This window comes from Arthrobacter ipis (assembly GCF_014694315.1).
GTDB lineage: Bacteria > Actinomycetota > Actinomycetes > Actinomycetales > Micrococcaceae > Arthrobacter > Arthrobacter ipis.
Genome location: NZ_JAAOXD010000003.1, coordinates 251,160 through 271,314, shown reverse-complemented (window position 1 = coordinate 271,314; position 20,155 = coordinate 251,160). Strand labels below are relative to the sequence as shown.

Here is a 20,155-nt window from a genome sequence, read left to right as displayed (position 1 = left end):
TTCCTCTTGGCAATGCCCAGGAAGAGGAACCAGGACAACGGCCCCACAAAGGCACGAGGATAACCAAGGGGACTGCCCCATGCGCCGAAAATCGAGACTGCTAGGAAATGACGTCCGCATGCCCATATTGGCATGCAGGAAGTTGTGTCCTCGCACTTGGGACTACATCTCCGGGTAGCATCTTCGATATGACCGAACACGATAACTGGGCACGTGATTACATACTCGACGCCGATCCGGTGCAGATCGCATCAGCAATGATCGCCTTGGCGGACGAAGTACAACAGGCGTCTGACGAAGCTCGCTCTATCGAAGCGAGGCGAGCGGTTGAAAGGAGCCGAGCGTGGGCCAGGCTCGCCGCCCTTGTCAACGCGACGGGTGAGGTTGAGTGGAAGTCATCTCAGACGATGTTCACGCTCGCCCGACGGACGGCGGAGCTGAAAGCGCGTCAGTAGTTCATTACCTGAATCCAGGTTCGCAGAGGGCTCGGTCCGTGGTCCCTTGCCCGGTCGCGGCGGGGTGGGGAAGCTCCGGTCAACGACCTTCCTGACCTCGAGCAGCCGGCCCCTCTCCGCGGCCCGTTACGCGGTGAGCTGGGCCGCGGTGTCCCGCTGACATTATCATGTGGACGCTTCCCGCGTTTCCAGCGGGATATGATGACCCTTAAAGTTGGTAACCACCAGTCAGGAACTCCGTAAACAAGAACCCTATCGCTACTGCCCTCGTCTGGATCGGAGCCCTTGTTTTTGCTGTGGGCTGCATTGTCGGGCTCACGCCTCTGATGCTTAATGAGGATGAGAGTTGCGGGTCCGCTTGGTTCCCCGGAAGCTGCGTCCCGGGGATGCATAATTCCTCGATGGCTATCTCAATGGTCCTTTTGCTTATCGGTGCAGCGGCCGGCATCGCTGGCATGGTCCTTCACGGCCAGCGCCAACCCTCGAACAAATAAACCAAGGTCGGCGGCCCCGGGGGGAGGGACTCCCTTGCGGTCGTCCCGTCCCCCGGTGGTTGTTAGCACCTTTTATGGCGTACGGGTTAGAAGCTCTTCCGATACGGATTGATACTCAAGGGCTGGAGCCACGTCCATATCTGAGGGCAACCGGTAGACCCGAGCAAACATCCTTTCTTTGTCTGTTCTGCTCAAGTTATCAATAGCGAGGACGCCGGAGGGAGCCATGCCAAACAGCATCCTTGAGAAAGCAGTTATGGCTTGATGCGCCTCCTTAGTAAGTGGTGTGAGATGCCCCGGGCGCATGCACAGAGGCTTCTGACACTCATGGTGCATCTCATGAGCATTGGGTATTGGTCCCACAAGGTGCATATACAGCCACCGATGGACGCTTATCCACCTTCCATTCACCATGATTTGGGCATAGCCATCCTTTTTGTTGCCATGCCAGATCCAACACCCGTCCCGGTCTGGCACAATCCAAGCGGTAAGTATCATTTCGATCTCCAGCAGCGTCTCTTCCGCCAACTGCTCGTACAGAGCGTATTGATGGCTGGCGCAACGACCGCGCGCCAGAACCTCGTTCGGACACTCCACGACCGTGCAACACAAGGGCTTTCTTGGTAGCCCCGTATTCACCAGGTCATGGTTTCGGTGCTTGTAGCAGAGCTGGATGGAGGCCAGCCGCCACTTGGTGTGACAACCACGTACACGGCAAAGCTTTCCCTGTTCTTTAGTTGCCACGGGGCACCGCCGAGCGATGAGTCATGACCAGGCGTTCGCGCTGATGCTGCCTTTGCATCTGCGCCTTGGTCTTAAGTGGCCTTCGCCCCGCAGCCTCAGCGTGCCACTGCAGGTGTTCTACATTGGCCGCGAACTGTTCATCGCTGAGTTGAAGCTTGCGCCATGCGACAGGTCCGTCAGCGCTCATCACTTCTTCCACCAGAGGCCAAAGCTGCGACGCAAGCACCAGCAGCCAAGACTCGACGGTACGCACGTTGGCCGTAAGGGAAGTTATGCGAAGGGCATCTTCGGTAGCAAACAGGCCTTCGTCCGGAAGCTCACGGTAAAAAGCTCCTGGTCCACTTAGGTCCCGTCGCCGAAACAAGTCCGGCATCCCTCCCCCATCTCTTGGGGTCATCCGCTCCGAACGTTTTGATCGGGGACCGAGATTCCGTTGTTCCGGTAGGTGCCATGTGGTCGGGCGATTGCCATAAGATTGCCGGCCCTTAATTATCCTTCCGGCTGCCGCGAGGCGGCCAAGGGACCGGTTGACGGTCTTATGAGTTACGCCAGTCCGCTCCGCTAATTGCCTGATAGACAAAGTAGAGGCCCCATGAGCCGTCACCTGGTTTTCCAGTTCTCGAAGGAGGACCACATCCGTAGCCAGCGTGGTTGATGTTCTTTGTTTCACCGCCGCACCTGCTGCTGCCGCGCCCACTGAATAACGTCGTCGACGTGGTACCGGCAGTGGTTTCCGAACTTGTGGAAGTCTGGCCCTGTTGCCCTACCTGATTGTGCCAACCACTTCTCGGACACCCTCAGGAAAGCGGCGGTCTCCCGCCGCGTCATGAACGGCGAAGCTTGCTGCCCCGCCTGCGATGTATCGGTATGGCCGATACGAAACTGCTTGTGCAATGCGTTCCTTTCGATTGTTTTCACACAGTTGGCTTGGCAAGCAAACCGTGCTTACCGGAACGTTAGTACAGTTTACTTGGCAGCGCAAAAGTGCGGGGCACAGTTTGCATGGTAACCGGACCGTGTTACGCTTTGGCCATGGAAACCACACCGCTACCGCCCCTCCCTCCCGGCGTGGAGTGTCGAACCCCGAATGGTCCGAGACTCGACGAATACGAGGACGGAGGAGAGACTTTCCCGATGCTGACGGCGGAGTATCGGGTTCACGGTTTGACGGTCCAGATCAGTTGGGTTATCGGCCACGTAATGGGCAGCTTCCGAGAACCGAACAAAATGACAATCGACTTTGATTCGTTCGACTACGCCCAGGAACTGGAAGAGACGGGCGAAAATGAGAAGCCCGAGGTGTTCGACGGCATTACAACTTCTCTGCTGAGGTCAATCCCGATGGCGCACGCCCGTGCGCTGATGCGGGACCAGTACGAACAAATTGCTGTAGCGGGTGTGCGTTCAGAGGTAACGCCGCTGCCATCCCGCGTGGAGAAGGACGAGGACTACGTGCACATCGCACAGGCTTATGTTTCGCTCGTCCAAGTCTCGGTCGAGCCCATCAAGCGGCTCGCCGAATGGACGAAGGAAAAGAGTCCCGACACCTGGTCGGCAAGACTGCGCCGAGCTAGGGCACGCGGTGTGCTGGTTGGAAAGGGACGACAAGCCCGGATTGCTCCCGCTTATCAAGCGACGGCGAACGAGATACTCGCAGGGTTGCGTGCACAAAAGGAAGGAAGCCATGGCAGTTAACAAACTGGCCAGCGGCGTCAAGCGCTGGCAGGCGGACTGGACTACGGCTGACGGCGTGCGCCAGCGTAAGAGGTTTGCAACGAAGCGGGAAGCGGAAGATTTCCTGCACACCACTGTTCGAGCAATACGGGGCGGGACGTTCATCGACCCCCGCACTGCCAGCAAAGTAACCGTTTCGCAACTCTACGCTGAGTGGATAGAGAGGATCGCGCAGGTAGGCGCGAATGGAAGAAAACCCGCCAGTCCGAAGACAGTGGATAACTATCGCCGTTGTTATGACAACTACGTGGCCCCTCGATGGGCGCACACGCCGGTCAGTAACGTGCGGTACGACGACGTGGCCGAATGGATTACAACACTCAAAGGACAGGACGGTCTTCCAGCAGGCGTAACTACCCGTCGTGAGGTCGGTTTGTACTTTGGCCGACTCATGGGCCATGCCGTCAAGAAGCGACTACTTCCCAGCAACCCAGCCAAAGATCCGCTTGGCCAAACAGACTACGTACCTGCCAAAGAAAAGCAGCGGCAGCATGTATATCTGACCATGCCGCAACTCACGGCGCTGGCCCGTGAGTGTGAGGGCTTCGAGCTATTCGTGATGCTGGCAGGAACTGGCGGCCTTCGATGGGGAGAGATAACAGCGTTGTCCTTGGACGACTTTGAATTTGGCGAGACGCCTTCTGTCGCGGTTCGTCGGGCCTTCTCCGAGGTCGGTGGAAAACTAGTGCTCGGACCGACAAAGGGCGGGGAAAGTCGCGTCGTGCCACTCCCGCGTCTGATTGCCCGTAGGTGTGAGCAAATGGCTAGCGCGAGTATCGGCAACGAACGGATGTTCATAGGTGGGCGTGGTTCTGTTCTGCGCAATAACACTTGGACTAAGCGCCACTATGCTCCTGCAATCGCCAGAGCCATGGCAGCCGATCCTGCCTTTCCACGACCAACATTTCACGACTTGCGCCACACTGCGGTTAGCCTTGCGATCAGCCACGGAGCAAACGTGAAGGTCGTACAACGAATTGCAGGTCATGCCAGCGCAACCATGACCCTGGACACTTACGCTGGGCTCTTTGACCACGATCTTCACGACAGTGCTGAGCGCCTGAATGGCGCGCTCGTGAACTTGGCTTGGAACTAGTCCGTCACTTTATCGTCACCCCACTGAGGTTTATCCCTAGTCCTGTAAGACGAAACACTACTTCTCGTAATGAAAAGGTCATCAGTTCGATTCTGATAGGAAGCTCGGGAAGAACCCCGTATTGTCGCTCGTTCGGCGGCGGTACGGGGTTTTTTGCTGGTTTCGCCCGAAGGCGCCATTTGTCTGGGGCACATCTTTGGCGCCCGTCGGCGCACACATCCGTTTCACCCGGATCCACGCACGTCGTTTGAGACCTAGGCCAAATCTGGCATCGCACGCCGCGGGGCGGGTTTTTCTTGAGCCAGAATTGATCGGCATCCGATGGGACCTTGAGCCAACCACGGCAAAGTGTTGGTTACCGGCATGGAGGATCGGTCGAACGAAGTCCGCCGGTCGGGCTCCACAAATAGCCCCCCACACGTCCCCTCCGTCGTTTGGCCCCAGAACCGCGGCGGAGGGGGCCCATCCGTAAGGCAGCATGCCACGACTACTAGGCTGGGGCGCACGCCGCCGTCACAAAGTCGTAGATCTGCCCACGCAGTGCCGTCCCGGCCGGGATCTTTAGCTGCCCCTCGCGTTCTCCCACACCCACACGCAGGGGCAGCAGCGTGCCCACCTTGTCCTCGGCGATGGCATGCGGATCACAGCGGGCAGGCCGGATCCGCAGGCGCAGTTCGGAGCGCGGGGCGCCCTGCGTAATGCGGATGTTCCGCGGCCAAGGCTCGTCCGCCGGCGCGGCAATCAGGGTGGTCCCGTCGATGCTCGCGATGGTCATCGACCTTACGTCCGTGCCCGCACCGTCCGCTTCCTTCGGGGTGATGACCAGCCGGACGACGGCGGTGCGGGAGTCCGGCGCAACCTCAAGACTGCGGTCCAGGACGATGTCCGTCACGGCGGCCACCTCCGCCGCCAGGCATAGCTCCCTGTTGTTCCGCTCCAGGACCCCGAAGGGGTCGAGGGCGACCGGCGCCACCTCCCGCAGGCCGGCCCGCCCGGGCTCCGAATACCTCACGGTGGCGACTGGCTGCTGAATGGTCGTTTCATGCGTGGTTGATTGCAGCGCGGTTGATCGGTCCCGGTTGCAGACCGGGGCCGGTAGCCGGGCAGGAAGGCTCTTAGGCTGGCCGGGAGGGAGTTCGAGGCTGCCGCCCGTCCGCTCCCACAGGATGTCCCCCTGAAACAGTGGCGATGCCAGTTGTGCCGCAGCCACCGTCAGGGGCCCGCCGGACATGTTGGTGAGCAGGAGCTGGATGGCCTGTTTGCCGTACTGGTCGCGCGACTGGTTCACCTCCACCGCTATCGGCAGCGGTCCGGCAGACTCCTGCGGCTCCGGCGCGGTGCAGCCTGCCAGCGGAGGGACCGCCGTCGCCATGGCAACCGCCGCCAGAACAGTCCGCCAGCGGCGCGCGCGCACACGGGAGCCGCTCACAGGCGACTTCTGCGGAAGGGGCCCCTGCACATGAGGGCACGAGCCGTGGACCTGTTGTTCAGACAACGGTCCCACGGCCCATGGTTTTCTAGAACTGCCCGGTGGGGCCGCTGTCCTCGACTTCGCCGCGCCAGCCACCGGTTTCTGTGCCGCGTGACTCGATGAAGTCCTTGAACTTCCGCATGTCGGCCTTGACCTGCATTTTGTCAATCTTCAGGGCCGCACCTGCTTTCTCCGTAACGGTTTCCGGCGCCCATTCAAAGTGGACCTTCACCTTGGTGTGATTGGCATCCAAGGGGGTGAACCTGATGATGCCGGCATGGGACTTGCCGTCGGTGCTGCGCCAGGCGATCCGATCATCAGGCTCCTGGTCAACTATCTCCGTATCGAATTCCCGTTTCACGCCGCCGACCTTCGTGACCCAGTGATTGGTGGTATTGCTCAGCTGGGTTACGGATTCGACGCCGGACATGAACTGCGGAAATGATTCGAACTGCGTCCACTGGTTGTAGGCCGTATGGACCGGAACTGCGACATCAACGGTCTCTTCAACAGTTTCCATCTGCTTCCTCCTGTCATCACGGATGGGCCCGATTTCGGACCAGCGGCAGCCGTCGTCGTCCTCCGCAGCTACCGCCACCTGAACGGTAGGTCCGGCGGCTTCCCGTGTCCAGACCCTGCAGGTGACTGGGATCAGGGGCTGCGGACTGTGCTCCCGGCGGTGACCAGGAGGTCCCCAACCTGGACGCCATCAAACAAATGATCACCTGTTGCCTCATAGCAATACCTCCGGGAAGGTAAATACGTTGCCTCATTTGAAAACCTCCGGTTGGTCGTGATCGTTGCCTCGTTGAAAAACCCGCTGCCAACACCCTCAACCACGCCGCTACGCGGAGGTTTTCAAACGAGGCAACGTATCCGGCTACGCGGAGGTTTTCTATGAGTCAACGCGGATCATCGACATGGTCCCCGCAAAGGCTTAACCTTTGCTCGCTGGGACCCAACAACAGCGACAGTGAGGTAGCGAAATGGGAACCCGGGAAGATGCTGATTTGGTTCGTCGGGGCTACGAGGCGTTCGGCGCGGGTGACATGGATACCCTTCGCAATATGTTCGCGGAGGACGCCGTCTGGCATCTGGGAGGAAGCGGCGGGCTATCCGGGGACAAGCAGGGCCTGGACGCCATCCTCGCCTACCTCGGCGAACTGTTCACACGATCCGACGGCACAGTCAGAGTCGATTTGGACGATCTGATCGGCGGGGAAAATCACACCGTGGCCTTCCAGAGGGTGCATGCGCAACGCAACGGGGCGGCCATGGACCAACGCGCCGTCATCGTCTTTGCGCTCAAGGACGGGAAAATCAGCGAGGTGCATGAATTCCCGGAGGATACCGCCAAGGCCGCCGAATTCTGGTCCTGACGTCATGGCAGACGCGATGAAGTCCCTTGCCGAAGCTTTTAAAAATGTGGGCGTGTCCAGGGCTTATGGGGAGCCGATTCGGCTTGACGGGAAGAACTCGTTCCCGTCGCGCTGGTCTCGTTCGGCTTTGGCGGCGGCACGGAAGGCGGCGATCCGGACGCAGCGGGTTCCGGCGGCGGAGGAGGCGGATTCGTCTTTCCCCTGGGGTTTACACCCACGACGACGGCAGCAGGCTGACTTTCCGTCCAAATACCCTATCGCTGACCGCGTGCCTGGTACCGCTCGTATGTGCCGTCGGCTTTGCCCTGCGGGGCGCACTCCGGGCACGGCGCTAGCGCCCCCAACAGGCGACCGTTGTGTAATCCGCGGCCAGAAGTCGCTATGCGACGTCGTCGGCGATGTTCCGGTCCGACAAGTGGGCCAGCAGAGCCTTTTCCGGATTGCCCGGGTGCGCTTCGAGATGGCGTAACAGGCTGACGCGAACTTCCGGGCCTGTGGCAACCGCCGTAAGAACATCGATAATGACGTCCGTGACCTGACGGCGCATCGTCCAATCCTCTGAAGCGTACGTCATGTGCACCTCCCATCCGGCCGCGAGCCCTGTCCCCCGACTGTTCTTTCGACCGATACTGCTCTCTCGGGCGAGATCGTCGCCTCCGGCGTCCCCGCCTGCCCGCGGGGACGCTGGAACCAGTGGGGCCGGCCCGTGCTTGGACCGACCCCACTTGCAGATCGTGGTGCTATGAAATCAGGTCAGACCCGGCTTCTGCGTGTAACGGCACCGTAGATCAGCAACACAATGACGGCCCCGAGGATGGACAACAGCCAGGTCCGGAGGTCGAAGAAGTCACCCAGGCCACCGCCGAAGATCAGCGAACCGATCCAGCCGCCGAGGATAGCCCCGACGACGCCCAAGACGAGGGTGACAATCCAACCGCCGCCCTGCCTCCCGGGAAGAATGGCTTTTGCAATGGCCCCCGCAATCAGACCGAGCAGGAGAAATCCAAGAATTCCCATGACGCACTTTCCTTTCCACCAGACGGGTACCGCGGGTGTGGCACCAGCTATAGAGAAGAGTTAATCAGCATGCTTAGTAGCTGGCAAGCATCCGTTGCCCGTGCCCCGAAAATTCTCTTGTCAGGCCTGTTGGAGCGGTGCTATAAAAATCGGTATCAGCCACCATCGGAAACTGAGGTCAAGGAGGGGGTCCCCGGCAGCAAGTCAACGCCTCATAGACCGGGACGGGATACCGGTACACGCAAAAGCTGCTAATCGGGCGGCGAGCTAATAGAGAACGCCACAGCGCAAAGTGTGCAGGTGCAGCATCATCAGCGTGCGGATCCTATTCCCGCTAAGTGGTCCCCGGCTGCAGTAGCAGCCGGGGACCACATCACCCTAGCTGCAGAGGGGAACGCAGCATCCGGAATTACTGAGCTGGCTGTGGTGGGATTCCAGTGGACCAGGCGACAATCGTCAGCTATGCCCTCGGCTATATCGGCGTCGCTATAGCCGTCTTTCTTATGTTCCTGCCGGCGCTCGCTGTTTTCGGCCTCCTTCTTCTGGGGGTCGGCGCCGTGCAAGTGCTCCTTCTACTCATCCATGCAATGGCCGTCGGCCTCTGGAAGGCTGTCCTCAGGATGTATCACCACCTGCTGGACAGGTGGCAGAGCGGCCATGGCGACAGACTGGCCGCCCACTAGAGCGGAACCGCGCCGGGCCGAAGTGCCCCCGGCCGGAACTCCGCCCGCATGAGGGCATGCTGAAACCTGCGTGCCGAAACACATGATGGCTGTCATGCGACACATATGATGCTGTCATGGAGGAGGAACTGCAGCGCGCCGCCCAGGCCCTGTACGCGCTTCCCTTCGACGACTTCATCGCCGCCCGCACTGCGGCCGCCAAGGATGCCGCCGTATCCAGCAAGCCCCTTGCCCATGCGATCCGGGCCCTGCCGAAACCATCCGTGGCCGCCTGGACCGTCAACATGCTGGCGCACCATCGCCCCGATGCCGTTCAGCAGCTCAGGGTCCTCGGACAGACCATGCAGGCGGCGCAGGCCTCCCTCGATGCCGCAGCCCTGAGGGAACTCGCCAAGGAACGCCGGAAGCTCCTCGGCACCGCTGTGGGGGAAGCACGGCTCGCCGCTGAGGAGCAGGGCCGGAAGATCAGCGGACCTGTGGCCACCGAAGTGGAAGAGACACTGCGCGCCGCCACGGCGGATCTGGCGGCTGCCGCCGCCGTCGAAAGCGGGCTGCTGCTCCGCGGGCTGTCCGCCGACGGCGTTGACCAGGTTGATGTCACTGACGCCGTGGCGGTTCCGTCCGCCCTCGGCAAGCTGCCGCCGCGGCCGCTCCCGCCGCAGCGGCCCAGCAGAGCACAGCGCCCGGCAGGCGGAATGCAGGCTCCAGCCGGTGGAGCGCAGCGCCCGCTTGGTGGGGGGCCGAAAAGTCGTCGGGAGGAATCCGCCGCCACGACGGCTCCGGCCAGCCGGCGCACACGAACGCAGCCGCCAAAGGCCGCTGACAATGCCGACGCCGAGCACGAACAGCCGCGGCTCCGAGCCGTCCGCAGCGCTCCCCGCCCGGTTACGCCGTCCCTGCTGGAGAAGGCGCAGGCTGCACTGGCGGAAGCGGAGGAGGCGGCCGCCGATGCCGCCACCGAGGCCGCACGCCGCGCCCAGGCGCAGGAGGACGCCGCGGCAGCCTTCGTCCAGCTCACAGCGGACGTCAACGAGGCACGGCAGCGGCTCCGGGCCCTAGAACTCTCACTCGATGCCGCGCGAAAGCAGCGCGAGACCGCTGCCGCCGAGGCGAAGCAGTACGCCCGGGCCGCGGAAAAAAGCGAGCGCTCGGCCATGTTGGCCAAGGAACGTGTGCTCCGTCTCCGCAACACGCCGGACTGAACTGCCAAAAATGTCAGACCCCGGTTGCACCATGGAGCCATGGAAATTAATCAGGAGTTCCACGTAACTTACTTCGACGCCGACTGCGGCCGGATCCGCACCGAAGTCTTCGACACCGTGACGGCGGCAGAGCTCTTCGCCAGCCGCAGCATCACCGGCGAGGACAGCTGGGCCGTCGTCGATGCCGTCGCAGTCCAGCAGGAACAGCTCGCCGCCTGACGCCGGTTAGCCTGACCAGCCAAGCCTGAACAGCCGAGCCCGATCAACACGGAGAGGCCCCGCCCCCGTCCGCGTAAGCGAACGTGGCGGGGCCTCTCCGTGGGCAGCCTGAGAATTAGGCGAAGTCAGAGACGGCCGGGTCGGGGCCGATCCTGCCGCTTCCCTGCGCGGTGCGGTCCAGCCCGTTGATGGCTGCAACGTCCTCGGCGTCCAGCGTGACGTTCAGCGCGTCGAAGTTTTCACGGATCCTGGATTCGGTGACGGACTTGGGGATGACGACGTTTCCGACGGCGAGGTGCCATGCGATGACCACCTGCGCCGGCGTGGCGTTGTGCTTCTGTGCGATGCCCGCAATGACCGGGTCCTCCAGGAGTTCCCCGCCCTGGCCCAGCGGCGACCACGCCTGGGTCAGGATGCCCTGGGAGGCATTGAATTCCCGCAGCTCCGACTGGCTGAAGTACGGGTGCAGTTCCACCTGGTTGATGGCCGGAACCACGCCGGTCTCGTCGATGATCCGCTGCAGACCTTCGACGGTGAAGTTGGAGACGCCGATGGACTTGACCTTGCCGCGCTTCTGAAGTTCGATCAGCGCCTTCCAGGTGTCCACGTACTTGTCCTGCTTGGGCTGGAGCCAGTGGATCAGGTACAGATCCAGCGTTTCAAGGCCCAGCCGCTCCAGGGATTCCTCGAACGCGGCAAGCGTTGATTCGTACCCCTGGTCTGCGTTCCACAGCTTGGTGGTGATGAAGATTTCCTCCGGCGACAGCCCGGAGCTGGCGATGGCCCGGCCGACGCCGGATTCGTTGCCGTAGATCTTAGCGGTGTCGATGTGGCGGAACCCGGCCTGGAACGCCTGGAAGACAACCTTCTCGGCTACGTCGTCTTCAACCTGCCAAACCCCATAGCCAAGCTGGGGGATGGTGTTGCCGTCATTGAATGTCAGTGTTGGTGAAGAAGTCATTCGTCCATCCTGCCAGCAATCAAACCGGGAGGGCCCGGAAAATGACCAAGCTAAGCTAGCTGCGTAACGGCCCGTCACGGGGAATATTTCGGCGGCAGGCGAATACCGCCCTCAGGACTCCGACAGGAGCCGCTCGGCGTCGGCCACCTGCTCAAAGACAGTCTCCGCCCGGCGCCAGACGGAGGCCGCGCCAACCGGCACGGGTCCCACGGCAAGCCGCAGCATCGCCGCCGCCTCGGCGGTGGCCGCCAGCGAGTTGCCCGCCTTGGACAGCGAGCGGTGAACACCGGACAGGGCATGCGGGATATCCAGGCCGTCGCTGGGCGACCGCCGCTGCGCCTCAACGCAAACTTCCCGGACGCGGGTGGAGAGGCCGGCCAGCTGATTGGCAATCTCTACAAGCTCTCCATAGAGCTGTTCGTCCTCGACGCCCTCGAGCACCTGGTGGTAGCGGTCGAGCCCACGGTGGAACCGGTCATGGGCACGGCGCCAAAGGCCCTTGCCAAGTTCAGCGTCGTCTTTCCGCCCTTGCCGGGCGGCCGTGAAAAATCCCAAAGGGGCCTACAGATACTGGCCGGGGCCGTGGTCGGGGTCTTCCTTCCGGCCGGGGTGCAGCGGGTCGGCGCCGGGCTGGGGTGCCTTGGCACGCTGCGGCTCGCCGTTTTCACCGATGATCACGCCGGGCGCAATGACAGTGCCTGGTGGCAGCTGCTTCAGCTGCATTTGGGCCAGGGTGTGTTCCCGGGCGGCGTGCTGGGCGGCTATCGCCGTCTGGATCCCGTGGAACAGGCCCTCCAGCCAGCCCACCAGCTGGGCCTGGGCGATCCGCAGCTCGGCGTCAGAGGGAGTGGCGTTGTCCGGGAATGGCAGGCTGATCCGTTCCAGCTCCTGCACCAGTTCCGGTGCCAGACCGTCCTCAAGCTCCTTGATGGAGCGCTCGTGGATCTCCGCCAGGCGCCCCCGGGCGGCGTCGTCCAAAGGCGCGGACTTCACCTCTTCCAGCAGCTGCCGGATCATGGTTCCGATCCGCATCACCTTGGCGGGCTCATCCACGAGGTCCTGCAGGGTGGCGGCCTTCTGCTTTTCCGCCTCGGCGGGGCGGTCAGCGGTCTCCGCATCCAGGGGGGTCCCTGCATCCAGGGTGGTGCCTGCATCCAGGGTGGTGCCCTCCACCGGCTCCTCGTCCTCCGCCGGCTCCGCAGGCTGCGCTGCGGGCGCCCCGGGCTGCGCTGGCTCCGATGCGGTCTGAACGCCCGGTTGCCCGGGCTGGACGGCGGCCTGCGGACCGGCCTGGGTGCGTTGAGTGTCTTCGGGATCGCTCATGCGTTCATACTCTCATGGGCCCGGAACCCGGACTCCAGTCAATGAAGCTCCTTGACCAGGATTTCGTCTTCGTCCGTAGCGAAACCGCATTTGCGGTAGAAACCTACGGCGTACGTGTTGGCCGGAACCCGCACTTCCGCCACTCCGTTGCGCCCCATCCAGGGTTGCGCCCCACCCAGGCACGAACCGATGGGTCAGCGAGAAACTGCCGGGCGCCGTCGGGGGTTATTTCCCCGACGGCGCGGTGCCCGGATCCTCGTTAAAGAGGTTGTCCGTAGCGGCCAGCGCAACGAGCGCGCCGACATCCGCCGGCGCGCTCGTGCGGACGGCGAATCCGGCCGGCGGAACTGGGATGGTCAGCAGCACCTGCCCTGCGGGTTGCTGTCCTGGCGGTCAGTCCGGTCCCGCCAGAACGCCCGTTCGTCCAGGGGCGGCGTACCGTGGCCCTCCGCCGCATGGTGCTCCAGGTACTTCCGGTACGCGTCGGCGCCCATGACACCCTGCACGTACCGTGCGAAGCCGCGGAAGGCCCCCGCCACCGAATGAAGCAGGCCAGCCGGTCCGGGTGCAGCACTCATCAGTGGTGCCCCGCCCGCTCAACACGCATTTCAGCGGGCAGCTTGTTCCATTCCGCCATGAGTTCGCGTTCGGCGGGAGTGGGGATCAGCCCAGCGGGCGCATAGACGCGCGAAGGATGTGGCCGGTCCTCGTTGTTGACGTTGGGGACGCCGGCCGCGGTGTTGCGGAAGGCCTTCACCGTGGCAAGCACCGCGGTGACCATAACGATGATGCTCAGGACCACGAAGATGACGGACAGCCAGCCCTGGATCATGGTGTTGCGGACCACCGCCTCCATAGCCGCCGTGGTCTTGGCCGTGCCGAACGAGGTCTTGCCGTCCGCCAGCGCCTTGCTGAAGGCGGCATTGTTGGCGAAGTACCCCACCGCAGGCACGGAGGAGAAGATCTTGTGGATGCTTGCCGTGATGGTGACGACGGCGGTGAAGGCCAGCGGCACGGCAACGATCCACAGGTACTTGAAGGAGCCGCGCTTCGCCGCGATGGCCATGCACACTGCCAGGGCGATCGCGGCCAGCAGCTGGTTGGCGATGCCGAACAGCGGGAACAGGGTGTTGATGCCGCCCAGCGGGTCGGTCACGCCCATCAGCAGCACGGCGCCCCAGGCGCCCACCATGATGGCCGTGCAGAGCCACGCCCCAGGACGCCAGGAAGCCTCCTTGAACTTCGGGGCAAAGTTCCCGATCGAATCCTGCAGCATGAACCGCGCAACGCGCGTTCCGGCGTCGACCGCGGTGAGGATGAACAGGGCCTCGAACATGATCGCGAAGTGGTACCAGAAGGCCATCATGCCGGTGCCGCCGATGAACTGCTGCATGATGTGGGCCAGGCCCACGGCCAGCGTTGGCGCACCGCCGGAGCGCGAGACGATGCTTTCCTCGCCCACGTTCGACGCGGTCTGGGCCAGGACGTCAGGGGTGATGTTGACGCCGGCCAGGCCGAGTCCGTTGACCCACTGCGCCGCCGTCTCGACGGTTCCCCCTGTCAGCGCCGCGGGGGCGTTCATGGCGAAGTAGATCCCGCGGTCGATCGAAATGGCCGCGACGAGCGCCATGATGGCAACGAAGGACTCCATCAGCATCCCGCCGTAGCCGATGAACCGGGTCTGACGTTCCTTCTCGATGAGCTTGGGCGTGGTGCCGGAGGAAATCAGGGCGTGGAAGCCGGACAGCGCGCCGCACGCGATGGTGACGAACAGGAACGGGAACAGGGCGCCGGAGAAGACCGGACCGTTCTCGCGGCCCGCAAACTCGCTGAAGGCGGGAACGGTGATTTCGGGGCGCACCACGATGATGGCCACGGCGAGCATCGCGATCACGCCGATCTTCATGAAGGTCGAGAGGTAGTCCCGGGGTGCGAGCAGGAGCCACACCGGCAGGATGGCGGCGATGAAGCCGTAGACGATGAGGCCCCACGCGATGGTGACCTTGTCCAGGTGGAAAAACGCCGCGCCCCACTCGGTGCCGGCCACCGCGCCGCCGCCGATGATGGCGGCCATGAGCAGCACGAAGCCGATGATGGAAACCTCCATGACCTTGCCCGGACGCAGGTACCTCAGGTACACGCCCATGAACAGCGCGATCGGGATGGTCATGCCCACCGAGAAGACGCCCCACGGGCTCTCCCCCAGGGCATTGACGACGACGAGCGCCAGGATCGCGACGATGATCACCATGATCAGCAGCGTGGCCACGAGGGCGGCGGTGCCGCCGATGACGCCGAGCTCCTCGCGCGCCATCTGGCCCAGGGAACGGCCGCCCCGGCGCATCGAGAAGAACATGACCAGGTAGTCCTGGACGGCGCCTGCGAGGACGACGCCGAGAATGATCCAGATAGTGCCGGGGAGGTATCCCATCTGGGCCGCGATGACGGGCCCCACGAGCGGGCCGGCGCCGGCGATGGCGGCGAAGTGGTGCCCGAAGAGGACATTGCGGTCCGTGCGGACGTAGTCCTTGCCGTCAGCCTTGTACTCTGCCGGGGTGGCGCGCCGGTCGTCCGGCTTGAGCAGATAGCGCTCGATGACCTTCGAGTAGAAGCGGTAGCCGATCAGGTACGTGCACACCGAGGCGAACACGAACCAGATGGCGTTGACCGTTTCGCCCCTGACGACGGCCAGCATGAACCAGGCCACGCCGCCCAGGAGCGCGATGGCTACCCACATGGCGATCTTCGCAGGGGTCCATCTGCGCTCCTCGGCGTCGCGGACCGCGTCATCCACCGACGTCGGCGGCAGCGACCCGTTGGGCGCGGGATTGAGTTCCCCGTCCGCCGTTCGGGTCCCGTCCTCAGGCATGGTGCCCATGTCTCCTCCTTGAGATTTCCAGTTGGCACGGAGTGTGCCACCGGCACCCTACCAACGGGTAGGGCTGCAACCGCGGCCATTTGCGGAGCGCTGCCGGAGGAATCGCCGAGCGGTCGCGGCGCCGCGGCGAGCGGACGGCCCTGGCCAGCACCGCCGTCGTCCGCTCCAGGTCCAGTGCGGCTGCCAGCAGCGGTTGTCAGGAGCGGTTATCAGGTGCCGGCGCTTCGCCGGGACACGGGCAGGCGGGCACGAGCGAAGACCCAGGCCAGTGCGCTGCCGGTCAGCGGCGCGGCAACGAGCAGGGCCAGCAAGGGCATCCACGGGACCACGGACTCTGCGAACATCCGGGTGGCCCCAATGAGCAGGACTGCGGGCACCACTCCGGCGGCCACTCCCAGAGAGCTTCCGAGGGACGCGGTCATGAGCGACTGCGCGCCTGCCAGAGCCTTCCGCAGCCGCGGCGGCGCCCCGACGCCAGCCAGGGTCATGTGGTCCGCCCGGGCATCCGCGAGCGCCAGGCCTGTCGTGATTCCGGCCGCGCTGAGCGTGACGAGCGCACTGGTGCCGACGATCAGCCACAGCAGCTCCGACCCGGTGCGGTCCGCGCCCGGCTCAACGTAGAAACCCATGGCCTGGATCCGGTAAACGTGCGCCAGGGCAGCCGACGCCCTGTCCTGCTCGGCGGCTTCCGGGTAGGCGGACAGCTGGGCGAGCAGTACGGAGTTGTCGAAGCGGATGCCCAGCCTGGACGCGGTGCCCGGAGGGATGATGCCGTAGAACGGGACCGGCACGTCCGGAGCGTCCACGACGGCGGGCAGAGCCGTGTTGCTCAGGGGCTTGTAATCAACCGCTGAGCCTGGGCCGTGGCCGGAAAGGGATTGGCGCACGTCGTACGACTGAAGGGTGGTTACCCCGTCCTTTTCGAAGACCGGGTTGCTGACCACCATTCCGCCGCTGTTCAATGCGGCCACCGCGGCAGGGCTGGGTTCCCGGCCCAGCAGGGACCGCAGCTCGCCGACGCCGCCAACCACCAGCTGCGGAAGCTGGCCTGAGACGCCGGCAGGGAACATCGAGCCGTTGCACCGCCAGTCCTGCCCGTCCAGGACGCGGCCTTGCGGCGTGGCAGGGCATTCCTGGCCCGCCGGAACGGCGAGCTTGTATTGCCGGCAGTCCACATCGTCCTTATTGGTGGTGGGAAGGGAGCCGTTGGCCGACACCCGCATGTCGCACTTGCTCGTCACCGGCCCTTGCAGGACCTGCGTCCACTGCACTGTGCCCAGCTCCCGCCGCAGCGCGGCGGCCACCGCAGCCGGGTCGATGGCCTGGTCGGGGCCAGTTCCTGTGCCGTTGACCTGGGCGGTTTCCAACGGCAGCGAGACCTGGTTTTCCTGCGCAGCCCACATGTGGGTGCGCTTCGCTTCCTCCATCTGGCTTGCCGAGAGGACCATCGCGGCGCTGGCCAGCGTTGCGGCGGCGAGGACCGCGGCCACGGCGGGCACCGTGCGGCTCCGGTTCCTCGCCGAGTCACGGGCGGCCATCCGCAGCGGGAGCGGCATCCAGGCCGTGCGTGCAGTCAGGACTTTCACGAATGTCCCGGTGAGCAAAACGAGGGCTGCCACGCCCAGGACCGCGCCGCCGGTGAGCAAGCCCGCAACCAGCGGGATCCGTGCAGCGCGGGCATCCAAGTCGCCGCTGAGCCCCAGCGCGTGCCCTGTCGCGAGGCAGGTGACGGCCAGAACCAACAATCCACCGCCCACCCGCGCCGGCCAAGGCCCCGAAACGGCGCGTGCGCGGCCGGACTTCAATGCGCCGAGCACCGCCTGCCGTGCAACCTGCCGGGCGGGAACCACCGCGGCCAGGAAACATGCCAGCAGGCCCATGGCCATGGCCGCCGCCGTGGGCAGGATGTCCAGGTGGAAGCCTGGAAACCGGACGGAGCCCAGATGCTTGGCTACGCCCACCACCGCGGCAGCCCCGCCGGCACCAAACACGGCACCGGCCACCACTGCGATGGTCCCAAGCCACAGCCCGGCGGCGGTCACCACCTCTCGGACGGTGGGTGCTTCCGCTCCGCTTGCGGCAAGCAGGGCAAGTTCGCGGACCTGGCGCTTGGCGCCCACCGCAAACGCTGCCCCGGCCAGGAGCCCCACTTCGAGCAGAGCAAGTGCCGCGATCAGCACAGCGGCAACGTAGCCGGCGGCGGGCATGGTGCGTGGGCCTCCGGCAGCGCCCGACGGGACCGGCGGGTCAAGTGCCACGGCACGGGAAAGCACAGCGATGCCGGACCTGTTCAGGTCACGTATCTGGTCCCACGTCACGGGTTCTGAACCGACGAGGTAATACATTGTTTCGCCGAGCGGGTTCCCGCGGGCGGCCGGGCCGTCCATTGCCGCCTGGCCAGGTTTGAGGAACAGGACGGGGTTGCCGTCCGAGTAGGTGGCATCCCGTAGGGTGCCGACGACGGCGAAGGTGCCGTCCGCCGTCGTCAGCCTGTCCCCGAGGCGGATCCCGAAGCGCTCGAGCGCTCCGGGCGTGACGAGGATTTCGTCACGGGCGGCGGCTGGCTGCCCCTCCAGAAGTGTGTATTTTCCGGTGAAGGCGGGGTTCAGGGCGTCGACGGCCTTGGCCATCACGGGGACGTCGGACGCGCCGCCCTGCGACGCCTGGGCCCTGACCGTGAGCGTCAGCTGCGTTTCAGTAAGGACCTCATAGCCGGCGGGGATGGCGTCCCGCGGATTCCGCGGTTTGAAGTCGGGATCGACAGTGAAATTCCGCGTCATGGTTGCCGTCTCAAACACCGGATCCTGCACGGTCTCGGCGTTGGAGGCGGGCATGCTGCGAAACCGTGCCTGCGTGCTGCCCAGCTGGTACTGCACCCGTTCCGCCGGTGTTTCCTGCATGCTTTGCGCCAGGGCCGCGGCGCCGGTCATGCCGGCCACCGGCAGCATGATCAGCAGGATGATCAGCAGGGAGCGGCCGCGGTGCCTGCTGATGTCCCGGCGTGCCATCCGGAGGGCAAGACGGAAACTGTGCCACCGGCCGTGGGGCATGGGAGCGAGGTCCAAGGCCATCTCAGTCCGCCGGTGCCAGGAGAACTGCGGGATCGTGCATGGCCGTTGCCTCATCCACAATCCGACCGTCACGGATAAACACCACGCGGTCCGCCCACGCGGCATGGCGCGCCTCGTGCGTGACCAGCATGACGGCGGCGCCGGCGTCAGCCCGGGACCGGAGCACCTCCATCACGCCGTGGCCGGTGGTGGAGTCAAGGGCGCCGGTGGGCTCGTCGGCAAGGATCAGCCGGCGGTTTCCCACGATGGCGCGTGCGATGGCGACGCGCTGCTGCTGGCCGCCGGACATTTCATCCATTAACCGGTGCGCCAGCTCCGGGATCCCCACCTGCCGCAGGGCGTCCACTGCCTGCCGGTGCGCTTTCCTGGCCGGCACGCCGTCGAGCTCGAGCGGCAGGGCAACATTTTCCGCGGCCGACAGCGTCGGGACCAGGTTGAAGTCCTGGAAGACATAGCCCACCGCACGGCGGCGGAGCCGGGCCAGCGCGTTCAGTCCCAGCCCCGCCATGGGCGTTGACTCCACAAAGACACCGCCCGACGTCGGCCGGTCAAGTCCGCCGGCCAGCGCCAGCAGGGATGATTTTCCGGAGCCGGACGGTCCCATCACGGCAACGAATTCCCCGGCATTGACGGTGAGATCGACTTCCCGCAGGGCGGCAACAGCCGTGGCCCCCTGCCCGAACGTCCTGCTGACCTTCGCGAGTTCAAGGACCTGCTGGGGCCCCTGCACGCTCACCGGCGGTTCTCGGCTGTGAGCGGAGTAGCCTCTTCCACGGTGACCCCGTTGGACGGTTTACGTACGTGGCTGCGCGCTCCGGAGGCCTGGGCGAGCTGCAGCATTCGGGCCTCGCACAGATCCAGCCAGCGGATCTCGGCCTCGGTCTGGAAGATCAGCGAATCCAGCACCAGCAGCCAGGCCGTGTCCGCCGCCCGCTGGTTGGCCGCAGTGTCCCGCCGCGACTTCGTATAGTCCTGCAGGGCACGCATGGAAGCGGTGCGCTGGGCCTGGATGATGGCTGCGACGTCCACCCCGGGCAGGGTGACGGCCAGCGCCAGCTTGATGGCGAGCTCGTTCCGCGGCGGGTTGCTGCGTTCCACCGGTGTCGCGAACCAGCCCTGGACCTCCGCCCTGCCGGCTTCGGTGATGCTGTACACGACGTGGCCTTCGCCGTCGCCGCCGTCGTTGCTGACCAGGCCGTCGCGATCCAGCCTGTCGAGGGTGGTGTAGACCTGCCCGATGTTCAGCGGCCAGGTGGAGCCCGTGCGGTCTTCGAATTCGACCCTGAGCTGGTAGCCGTAACGTGGCTGGTCCTGCAGGAGGGCGAGGAGGCTGTGGCGGATGGACATCTGGCTCCTTGGCTGGAAGTCGGCAGTATGCACGCGCCCCCAAGACGCGTGCATACTGCGTATTCCCCGAGCCTAGTCCGT

At 64.4% G+C, this 20,155-nt stretch carries 22 protein-coding genes and 1 pseudogene; 8 read left to right on the top strand and 15 right to left on the bottom strand.

Annotated elements, in window-relative coordinates; translation table 11 throughout:
• Window positions 1-188: 188 nt before the first annotated feature.
• Entirely contained in the window at window positions 189-455 is a 267-nt protein-coding gene (locus tag G9E11_RS08290; protein WP_190604680.1) for a hypothetical protein, read from the top strand.
• 566 nt (window positions 456-1,021) lie between these two features.
• Here the strand turns inward: G9E11_RS08290 and G9E11_RS21635 are convergent.
• Window positions 1,022-1,285: a hypothetical protein gene (locus G9E11_RS21635; protein WP_414635192.1), complete on the bottom strand. Its 264-nt coding sequence runs from the start codon at window positions 1,283-1,285 to the stop codon at window positions 1,022-1,024.
• 48 nt (window positions 1,286-1,333) lie between these two features.
• Between G9E11_RS21635 and G9E11_RS21055 the strand changes: the two genes are divergently transcribed.
• Window positions 1,334-1,576 (top strand): hypothetical protein, encoded by a 243-nt coding sequence (locus tag G9E11_RS21055; protein ID WP_246468825.1) that lies wholly within the window; start codon window positions 1,334-1,336, stop codon window positions 1,574-1,576.
• A 106-nt stretch (window positions 1,577-1,682) separates the two neighbouring features.
• On the opposite strand, the gene G9E11_RS21050 is transcribed toward G9E11_RS21055, so the two are convergent.
• On the bottom strand, window positions 1,683-1,946 hold the full coding sequence (locus tag G9E11_RS21050) for a hypothetical protein (RefSeq protein ID WP_246468824.1): 264 nt from the start codon (window positions 1,944-1,946) through the stop codon (window positions 1,683-1,685).
• 249 nt (window positions 1,947-2,195) lie between these two features.
• A pseudogene (locus G9E11_RS21630) lies at window positions 2,196-2,297 on the bottom strand (winged helix-turn-helix domain-containing protein); the annotation flags it as partial.
• A 428-nt stretch (window positions 2,298-2,725) separates the two neighbouring features.
• On the opposite strand from G9E11_RS21630, the gene G9E11_RS08275 reads away from it, so the two are divergent.
• Together G9E11_RS08275 and G9E11_RS08270 are read left to right on the top strand one after the other, a co-directional pair.
• Window positions 2,726-3,388 carry a hypothetical protein gene (locus tag G9E11_RS08275; RefSeq protein ID WP_190604673.1) on the top strand — a complete coding sequence of 221 codons (663 nt, stop codon included), beginning with the start codon at window positions 2,726-2,728 and terminating at the stop codon, window positions 3,386-3,388.
• Window positions 3,378-4,523, top strand: coding sequence for a tyrosine-type recombinase/integrase (locus G9E11_RS08270; protein WP_190604671.1), 1,146 nt, complete (start codon window positions 3,378-3,380; stop codon window positions 4,521-4,523). Before G9E11_RS08275 ends, G9E11_RS08270 begins: the two co-directional genes overlap by 11 nt.
• A gap of 490 nt (window positions 4,524-5,013) precedes the next feature.
• On the opposite strand, the gene G9E11_RS08265 is transcribed toward G9E11_RS08270, so the two are convergent.
• Together G9E11_RS08265 and G9E11_RS08260 are read right to left on the bottom strand one after the other, a co-directional pair.
• A complete protein-coding gene (locus G9E11_RS08265) occupies window positions 5,014-5,952 on the bottom strand; it encodes a hypothetical protein (protein WP_311764322.1) in 939 nt (312 codons plus the stop codon).
• An 88-nt stretch (window positions 5,953-6,040) separates the two neighbouring features.
• A complete protein-coding gene (locus tag G9E11_RS08260) occupies window positions 6,041-6,514 on the bottom strand; it encodes an SRPBCC family protein (protein ID WP_190604668.1) in 474 nt (157 codons plus the stop codon).
• 466 nt (window positions 6,515-6,980) lie between these two features.
• On the opposite strand from G9E11_RS08260, the gene G9E11_RS08255 reads away from it, so the two are divergent.
• Entirely contained in the window at window positions 6,981-7,373 is a 393-nt protein-coding gene (locus tag G9E11_RS08255; protein ID WP_246468822.1) for a nuclear transport factor 2 family protein, read from the top strand.
• A gap of 379 nt (window positions 7,374-7,752) precedes the next feature.
• Here the strand turns inward: G9E11_RS08255 and G9E11_RS08250 are convergent, their stop codons facing one another.
• A complete protein-coding gene (locus tag G9E11_RS08250; protein WP_190604666.1) occupies window positions 7,753-7,947 on the bottom strand; it encodes a hypothetical protein in 195 nt (64 codons plus the stop codon).
• Window positions 7,948-8,126: 179 nt separating this feature from the next.
• On the bottom strand, window positions 8,127-8,390 hold the full coding sequence (locus G9E11_RS08245) for a GlsB/YeaQ/YmgE family stress response membrane protein (RefSeq protein WP_003801204.1): 264 nt from the start codon (window positions 8,388-8,390) through the stop codon (window positions 8,127-8,129).
• A 437-nt stretch (window positions 8,391-8,827) separates the two neighbouring features.
• Between G9E11_RS08245 and G9E11_RS08240 the strand changes: the two genes are divergently transcribed.
• From G9E11_RS08240 to G9E11_RS08230, 3 genes are all read left to right on the top strand, one after another.
• Window positions 8,828-9,073 (top strand): hypothetical protein, encoded by a 246-nt coding sequence (locus tag G9E11_RS08240; protein ID WP_190604665.1) that lies wholly within the window; start codon window positions 8,828-8,830, stop codon window positions 9,071-9,073.
• A 116-nt stretch (window positions 9,074-9,189) separates the two neighbouring features.
• A complete protein-coding gene (locus G9E11_RS08235) occupies window positions 9,190-10,275 on the top strand; it encodes a hypothetical protein (RefSeq protein ID WP_190604663.1) in 1,086 nt (361 codons plus the stop codon).
• Between the two features lie 39 nt (window positions 10,276-10,314).
• A complete protein-coding gene (locus G9E11_RS08230) occupies window positions 10,315-10,494 on the top strand; it encodes a hypothetical protein (RefSeq protein WP_190604661.1) in 180 nt (59 codons plus the stop codon).
• A gap of 115 nt (window positions 10,495-10,609) precedes the next feature.
• Here G9E11_RS08230 and G9E11_RS08225 read toward each other — a convergent pair whose 3' ends face one another.
• The 8 genes from G9E11_RS08225 to G9E11_RS08190 form a co-directional block, all read right to left on the bottom strand.
• Window positions 10,610-11,455, bottom strand: coding sequence for an aldo/keto reductase (locus tag G9E11_RS08225; protein ID WP_190604659.1), 846 nt, complete (start codon window positions 11,453-11,455; stop codon window positions 10,610-10,612).
• Between the two features lie 111 nt (window positions 11,456-11,566).
• A complete protein-coding gene (locus G9E11_RS08220) occupies window positions 11,567-12,010 on the bottom strand; it encodes a hypothetical protein (RefSeq protein WP_190604657.1) in 444 nt (147 codons plus the stop codon).
• A 6-nt stretch (window positions 12,011-12,016) separates the two neighbouring features.
• The gene (locus G9E11_RS08215) at window positions 12,017-12,778 is read right to left on the bottom strand and encodes a bacterial proteasome activator family protein (protein WP_284691169.1); all 762 of its coding nucleotides are present in this window, start codon (window positions 12,776-12,778) and stop codon (window positions 12,017-12,019) included.
• 356 nt (window positions 12,779-13,134) lie between these two features.
• A complete protein-coding gene (locus G9E11_RS08210) occupies window positions 13,135-13,356 on the bottom strand; it encodes a YbdD/YjiX family protein (RefSeq protein WP_190604655.1) in 222 nt (73 codons plus the stop codon).
• Window positions 13,356-15,656, bottom strand: a complete 2,301-nt coding sequence (locus G9E11_RS08205) for a carbon starvation CstA family protein (RefSeq protein WP_190604653.1) — start codon at window positions 15,654-15,656, stop codon at window positions 13,356-13,358. Before G9E11_RS08205 ends, G9E11_RS08210 begins: the two co-directional genes overlap by 1 nt.
• 209 nt (window positions 15,657-15,865) lie before the next feature.
• On the bottom strand, window positions 15,866-18,781 hold the full coding sequence (locus G9E11_RS08200; RefSeq protein WP_246468820.1) for an FtsX-like permease family protein: 2,916 nt from the start codon (window positions 18,779-18,781) through the stop codon (window positions 15,866-15,868).
• Window positions 18,729-19,463, bottom strand: a complete 735-nt coding sequence (locus G9E11_RS08195; protein WP_190604651.1) for an ABC transporter ATP-binding protein — start codon at window positions 19,461-19,463, stop codon at window positions 18,729-18,731. The genes G9E11_RS08200 and G9E11_RS08195 overlap by 53 nt, the downstream gene beginning before the upstream one ends.
• Entirely contained in the window at window positions 19,460-20,074 is a 615-nt protein-coding gene (locus tag G9E11_RS08190) for a PadR family transcriptional regulator (protein WP_190604649.1), read from the bottom strand. The genes G9E11_RS08195 and G9E11_RS08190 overlap by 4 nt, the downstream gene beginning before the upstream one ends.
• Between the last annotated feature and the right edge of the window lie 81 nt (window positions 20,075-20,155).